This window comes from Ruegeria sp. YTSA135 (assembly GCF_059610165.1).
Genome location: NZ_JBXWNC010000014.1, coordinates 126,508 through 133,304 on the forward strand (window position 1 = coordinate 126,508; position 6,797 = coordinate 133,304).

Below are 6,797 nucleotides of genomic sequence, written 5' to 3' on the forward strand. Positions count from 1 at the left end.
TGCTACCCGTGTCTCCTTTTACAGCGCATGGCGTTCCGCCCCACCGTTTTTTGACGCACTCGAAACAGGATGCACCGGTTCTTTGGTTCGACGGGCGTAGTGTTCGGCTGCGATCTGGTCGAATTCTTCGAGGAAATCGTTGAAAACCTTTTTTATCCCTTCAGCGTCATCCGGCAAGTCGTCGTCAGCGGAGATTTCGCGCCACATGGACGCGGCACTGAGTGCAGTTTCGCTTGTGACACTCAGCACGTCTTTGAGCGTCTTGCGGCTTTCGTCTGGCGCATCGGAGTCGTCGGCAGTTGTCACGTTGGCCAGAGGAACAACCTGCATGTCGACAAGGCTGTTAGATTCAGGCTCGGGCTCATACTCGTCCTCAGCGCCTTTCGACTGCTCGGCCAACAAGGCGGTGATGGACGACACCGAAAGCTCGGCGCGCTTTTCGTTGGGTCCCGACGCATCAACCGCACCAGACACGTCAGCGGTTTCCTCTTCGGACGAACCCATGATTGGATCGGACGTGCTTGACGCAGAGTCTTCCGCTTGTACGTCGGACAACAGGTCGGTGCTGTCGTCCACTTCCAGCTCATCGTCATCTGACAGATCCACCGGGCCTTCGTCTTTGGGTGAGTCTATGTGATCGGCAAGGCTAAGGCCGTTGCTCGGCGTGTCCCGGAAAAACGCGCGCAGCTCGTCTTCCTCGCTGGCCTCAACCGGTTGGGATGCCTGTGTTTCGGCAGCCATTTCGGCACGCAAACGCTCCGCCTTGGCCGCGTCGATGCGCTCGTCGCGGTCGGAGTCTTCATTTCGGCGCTCAACACGGGTCGGACGGACGGGGAAGCTGGTGACAACTTCGTCTGCAAGTGCCGCCCCAGGGTCTGGAACCGGGTTCACCAGCTTCAATGGGGCCGTATCGTCACCCTGTTCTGAATTCCGCTTCGGGCGGGTCGGTTGAATGCGGGGTTCGTCAGACAAGCTGTTGTCGATCTGATACCGCGCAAGCATATCGGCTCGGTGGTCCATGATCTGTTCGGTGATTTCAAGAAAGCTGTCGACCATTTTGCCGCCACCGCTGCGTGCCCAAAGCTCGGCATCGCCGCTTTTGTCCCGCGCAACGATGGCGTCGCGGGCCGAGAAAAGGATTGACCGATTGAACAGATGCCCCGCCTCACGATTCACACGGCGCAGCACTTTCTGGCGGTCTTTCGCCCCAAGCGCGTCAGCCCGGGTGACCAGCAAAAGCGAGTTGTGCTGCAATCGTTCGGGTAGCGATACCCACGTCGCCCGCTCGGTTTCCCGCCAGGCCTGGGTCGCGTGCGTACACCACAGCACGCCATTGGCTTGTCCAACCGCGCGGCGCCAAACATCGCTTGAAATCTTCGGGTCCGAGATACCGGGGGTGTCGATTAAGTCGACCGCTTCAAGAATATCAGATTCAAAAAAAATGCGCACGAATTGGGCGTCATTCACTCCCACGGCGTGCAATTGATCGACGGTGATGTCCTCTTGCGTGCCGTCATCGCGCTGAAGGTAAGCCGACTGTTTGCCCCAACTGAACCAGACGGGTGGCAACTGTGTGGCAGTGACTTGGGTCGGCAATGCGTGAGAGCGCAGCAAGAAATTCATCAGTGTGGATTTGCCGGCGCTGAATTCCCCCATCAGTGCGAAAATCGGTTTGCGCCGGGACCACTGCTCGATGCGTTCCCATGCCTTAGGAGATACGAAGCGGGTTTGTGTGTCTTTTGCCATGTCGCTACTTATGCTGCCTCGTTACTAAGATCTTTCAGGATATCGCCCAAGATATCGTCGCGTGACTTCTTGGGCGTCATGCCCGCCATCAGGGCGGCCTGGTTTGGGTCCTGCTCGGCCGAGGCCGAAATGCTCAGCAGGGTCTCGCTCTGCTCGCGCAGGAAATCGGTTAGACCTGCGCGAACGTTTTCCAGAACAGCCGCAATCTGGTTTTCTTCAAGGTCCTTGGTGATCGAGTTCGCCTCGGACGCTATCAGACGCGTGTAGTCTGCGGCATATGCCTCGAACCCTTTGCGACGTTGCCACCAACGACGCCACCATGTGCTTTGCAAATCCAGTGCGATCGTGCGCCCGATGCCCAGTGGCGGCGGGACGCGGGGCACGATAGGCGCTTCGATGCTGAATTCACCCAGATGGTTTCCCAGCAGCTTTTGATACAGTGCCTCGACATCATTTGCAGCCGCGCTGTAAAGTATGCCGGCCTCTTTGCGCATTGAGCGCGCGAAACTGAAGTAAGCCGCCTTTTGCAGCGTGCGCAGGCCTGCGGGGTCGTACTGCCAGGTACCTTGTTCACCTTTCTTCTCAAGATGTGCGATCAACGAATCGGTGGCGCGTTTTACAAAATTGGTTTCGGCTGATTTGAGACGTTGCAGCACCTTGTCCCGCAATGAGGCCGTCAGTTCAGCCACCTTCTTTTCATATTCCTCGGTCACCTTGGCGACCGCCTCTTCGGGCGCGACCCCGTCCATCTCACGCACAACGCCTTGCCCCTTGGACAGCGTCTTGGCCACTGCTGTCGCGCGAATTTGGCTGGCGATGTTGCGGGCGCGATGACGCACACGGTCCAGTAGGCGGGTGCCAGCCCCTTCGGCGATCCGCTCATTCATTGCGAGCAACAGATCAGGAAGGCCGGACAGCGCCCAGATCTTGTCAAGCGAGGGGGCCTGATCACCGAATCCGGCCGCCAGATAGAAGGTGTTGAGCGCCTGACGTGACTCTTCTGTCAGAATATCGGGATTTCCGGTCAGGGCAGCCTCGGCCCAAAGCGCGCTGCCGAAAACGACGCTTGTGTTTGTGTCGATGTTATTCTGTTTCAGCGTGTCCCTTATCCGGTCACGAATCTCGGGCACTTGATTGACCGGATCGGACAATTCGTCGATGCGGTTCACGAACAGGATAATCTGCCGGTTTTCGAACTGCGCGATGATCCGCATCAGCGCCATGTCCATGGTTGTCAAAGCCTGGCTTGCGGCCAAGATGACAACACAAACTTCCGAGCCGCGAAGGCTGCGCAGGGTAATCTGTTCCCGCACCATGAAGGTATCGTTGACGCCGGGCGTATCACACAGTTTTAGCGAGATTGGGTATTGCGGAATGTCCATGAACAGTTCCGCCGACTTGGTCACATCGGCAAAGCGCCCGGTCTTTGGATTGATGTCCGGGTCGTCCTCGTCGCCCAGGCAGACATAGCGCTGAATCAACTCTTCGTCGAAATACTCATACTGGTGGCTCTGCCCCAGAATCAGGTCGAAATGCTGGCCAAGACGGGCTTCGGACTTGGCTTTCATTTCACTGATTTGACGCCGGATATCATCCATTTCGTCATCAGCACCGGCACGGTTGGCCAGCTCACCAAGACGACCGCCGCCGACCATCAGATTGTCCCACTCTTCCTGCTCAAAAAAGGTGAACTTGGCCTTTTTGTCACCTTCGGTGCGCGTGTTGATGTTTAACGTGGTCACCACCGAGGTCCACGGGTTCACGTCCGATGGCAGTAGAGCAGGGCGCCCCGCCAGAATGTTCACGATCGAGGATTTACCGGCCTTGACCTGCCCAACCAGCGTCACGCTAGCTGTGAAGTTCTCCATCCGAGTCTTGAGTGTCGCCAACCGCGCCGATGACCGGGCATCTGCCACTTCGGTCAACTGGTCGATCTGGGTCGCAAGTGATGCCATGGCCGCGGTCATCGGCGACAGCGCCTCGTTTCCTACGGACAGAAGGTGGTCGTTTCGGGCCATGATCAACCTCCGGTCCCAGTAGCGGCGATATGATGATGTTCCTGACCGTCAGAAGAACTGGTCATTATGTCGATCCGTGCAATCAGGTTCAGCGCATTTCCAAGGATCGCGGCCTCATCACCGGGTGAGATGGACTCATAGGCCTTAGAATCAGCCAGTACTTCGATTGAGCGGAACGTTTCACTATTTTCCAACAGGGCCAGACGACGTCCTGTAGGAAACCCTTTTGATTTGGTCTCGGGCAGCGGCATGCGGGAATTGGCTAAAAGATAGTGCCCCCCCGAGTGCGTTCTCAGCGATAGGCCAAAGCCAGTGTTCGGGTGGTCCCGATTGAGGGACTTCAGTTCACCAAGAAAACTTTCGCGGGCAAGACCAACGGCGTCTTGCTCAGCAGCAGCAGAGTTTATCATATTGGTCACGGCTAAGACCCTTGTATTCGAGTTGAGCAAAAAATCTAAACTAGGCCCAGGGGCAAAAAAGACTCGTTAACACCCACTCTCCATCATTGTTGGCAAGGCGGTGTTATTTTGGCGCGAATAAGATTTTTTGGCGTTTGAAATGTGGCGCAAATAAGATCAAGCCTTCAGGCCGAACCTCAACCCGTGGTCGAGTGGGCGGATTTTGGGTTACACAAGTCGTACAGCTTCATCGGTGCGGCGACAGGCGGCAAAATCCTTCTCAGTTGGGGCAAAGAACTCTTGAAATCTTTGGTTTTCAATTGCGTAACTGCACCCCCTCAAAGCCTGACCAGGGCAACGAAGCCTAGATTTGCGGATCCCAGATTGTGTTGGCGGCATCCACTGTGATCAGTATGCAGCCCCTATCGCTCAGCTTAAACACGTTAAAGTTTAGGTTATCTTTCACTTAATGTGCACGATAACGAAACAATTAAACACAAGGCAATTTTCCGAGTTCAACGGGCCATAGTGATCGTAAAAGGCTTTAAGTTTTATTTATTAATAAATAAAACTATATGAAAATTAGTGATTATCTTTCACCGACACAAACAACCTTCTCGACCATGAAGCAGCTGCAGCGTAGGCAGATCTCTGGATTGTTTCAACATCACGCCCAATAATCTTTGATATCAGGCAATTTCCCTCTCGCACTTGATCGCAGGCTTTGTTATTGACCGCATCAATCCGGCACTCAGAGTCGGTACTGCGGGTGTGGCGAAATTGGTAGACGCACCAGATTTAGGTTCTGGCGCCGCAAGGCGTGGGGGTTCAAGTCCCTCCACCCGCACCACAATATCCCTTTAAAACAAAAGAAAAGCCTTGCAAACAAGGGCATATGTCCGTTTGAAGGTTACAACCTTGGTCACAAAAGGGCGCTCTCACGGCAGGCAAGGTTATGCACTTGCTCAACCACAAAGGGTGGTAGCATGCCCGGCTGGTAGTCCCGAAATACTTTCGCGGAGTCATCGGTAAGACTGAGGCGCGCACCCCTCTGGGCGGTGACTATCGCCAAGCGCTCAAGTTGCTACACGGAGCGGTAGCTCAGCTTCAACTTCAGATCGCCTCAGCTGAGCAGGAAACCAATAAGGGGCAACCAATGGCAGCCGTGGCGTGCTATCTTCTGACACCGGGTCAGATCGTACATAGCCACTACTACCAGCGCGTCGCCTTTGATGACGAGCTACGCAACGACCCCCGCCATGCGGCGGTCGGCATTGATGATCTGCAGGTTAATCGTATACGTGCGGCCATAACTGGGAATACCAATGACGCTGTGCTGGATGAGTTGATCGGCACACAGCTAGAACGCTTCCGGACTGCTGGCAATCTGGATGCGGCACCCGGTAGCGCCGAATGGCGCGACATTGCCCATGCCTTGTGTCATGCAGGGCGGGATGCTCTTGCGCGCGCCGCTGAGCGCAATGAAGGCGACTTTTCCGGCACGCCCACTTCACCAACATTATTAATGCTCAGCCGCCTGAGAACGTTGAGCGTGTGAGCCTCAAACAGATTTGGGCAGACTATATCGAAAGCCGCTTCCAGGCCGGGTTCATGCGGGACAATGGAAAGCGGTTGCGCCGGTTGAGGAAAGGCTGCGTAAGTTTCTGCGACACGACAATGCCCGGCGCGTAACCAAGAAAGACATAATCGGTTGGCGGGGCCATCTGAGAAAAGAACTGTCAGCAAAAACAGTGAACGATATCTATCTGTCCGGGGTCGGGTCGGTATTGTCATGGGCTGTTTAAAACGACCGCTTACCCGAGAATGTCGCAGCCAACGTCAAACAGCCGAAGCCCAGGAAGATCTATGCTCGCGAACGCGGCTACACTGACGCAGAGGCTTGCAAGGTGTTAAGGGCATCGCGCAAGTATCAGCCAGCGGCTGATGAGTTTGGGTGTGTCCGTGAAACAGAAAAGGTGGCCAACCTAGAGCGATGGGTTCCTATCATCGGTGCTTTCACAAGGGCGTGTGTTTCCGAAATCACTCAGCTTCGAAAAGAAGATGTGCGCAAAGTCGACGAGCAGTGGGTAGTGCGGATCACACCTGACGCAGGGACGGTTAAGGCCGGAGGTTTCCGCGACGCGCCCTTTCATGCTCAAATCACCGATGAAGGGTTTGCAGGCTTTGTGAAGAGAGCCCCTGACGGCCCACTGTTTCATAACACTGACTAGCCAGAGAAACACAAGAGGGCCGCTGAAATTGCGTCGAAAAAGCTGTCGGATTGGCTGCGCGAAAGCGAACTAACGCCGAAAGGGTTAGAGCCAAATCACACTTGGCGTCACCGCTCAAAAAACAGTGCCGCGAACTCGGCATCTCTGATCGGGTGGTCGAAGCCATTCAGGGTCACGCCGGGAAAACGGCTGGTGACGACTACGGCGACGTGACCCTAAAAACCAAGACCAACGAAATCAACAAGTTGCCTCACTACGAGTACATAAACGTCAAGGACGAAGACAATGTTGCTTAAGCTCTGGACCCGTTGATTTGGTTTTATTTGGCGCGCCGGGCTGTTTTAAGCTTCTGAACTTATGGAGGCGTGATGAGCAATTTGTTTTGGTTGGCCGACGAGCGGATG

At 55.2% G+C, this 6,797-nt stretch carries 5 protein-coding genes and 1 tRNA gene; 3 read left to right on the plus strand and 3 right to left on the minus strand.

Annotated elements, in window-relative coordinates; genetic code table 11:
- Positions 1-18: 18 nt before the first annotated feature.
- The 3 genes from AC2FIT_RS17255 to AC2FIT_RS17265 are packed head-to-tail and all read right to left on the minus strand — an operon-like array spanning position 19 to position 4,174.
- Positions 19-1,746, minus strand: a complete 1,728-nt coding sequence (locus tag AC2FIT_RS17255; protein ID WP_496831267.1) for a dynamin family protein — start codon at positions 1,744-1,746, stop codon at positions 19-21.
- Between the two features lie 8 nt (positions 1,747-1,754).
- The gene (locus AC2FIT_RS17260; protein WP_496831268.1) at positions 1,755-3,764 is read right to left on the minus strand and encodes a dynamin family protein; all 2,010 of its coding nucleotides are present in this window, start codon (positions 3,762-3,764) and stop codon (positions 1,755-1,757) included.
- A gap of 2 nt (positions 3,765-3,766) precedes the next feature.
- Complete coding sequence (locus AC2FIT_RS17265) at positions 3,767-4,174, minus strand: hypothetical protein (protein ID WP_496831277.1); 408 nt, start codon at positions 4,172-4,174, stop codon at positions 3,767-3,769.
- 753 nt (positions 4,175-4,927) lie between these two features.
- Here AC2FIT_RS17265 and AC2FIT_RS17270 point away from each other — a divergent pair.
- The 3 genes from AC2FIT_RS17270 to AC2FIT_RS17280 all read left to right on the plus strand — a co-directional run bounded on the left by AC2FIT_RS17270 (position 4,928) and on the right by AC2FIT_RS17280 (position 6,689).
- Positions 4,928-5,012 (plus strand) — tRNA-Leu (locus AC2FIT_RS17270).
- 306 nt (positions 5,013-5,318) lie between these two features.
- The gene (locus tag AC2FIT_RS17275; protein ID WP_496831269.1) at positions 5,319-5,720 is read left to right on the plus strand and encodes a hypothetical protein; all 402 of its coding nucleotides are present in this window, start codon (positions 5,319-5,321) and stop codon (positions 5,718-5,720) included.
- Positions 5,721-6,494: 774 nt separating this feature from the next.
- Positions 6,495-6,689: a hypothetical protein gene (locus tag AC2FIT_RS17280; RefSeq protein ID WP_496831270.1), complete on the plus strand. Its 195-nt coding sequence runs from the start codon at positions 6,495-6,497 to the stop codon at positions 6,687-6,689.
- Positions 6,690-6,797: the final 108 nt, after the last annotated feature.

Coding starts and splice junctions, on each gene's coding strand:
- AC2FIT_RS17275 (WP_496831269.1), top strand. CDS start 5,319: ATGGCAGCCGTGGCGTGCTATCTTCTGACACCGGGTCAGATCGTACAT.
- AC2FIT_RS17265 (WP_496831277.1), bottom strand. CDS start 4,174: ATGATAAACTCTGCTGCTGCTGAGCAAGACGCCGTTGGTCTTGCCCGC.
- AC2FIT_RS17255 (WP_496831267.1), bottom strand. CDS start 1,746: ATGGCAAAAGACACACAAACCCGCTTCGTATCTCCTAAGGCATGGGAA.
- AC2FIT_RS17260 (WP_496831268.1), bottom strand. CDS start 3,764: ATGGCCCGAAACGACCACCTTCTGTCCGTAGGAAACGAGGCGCTGTCG.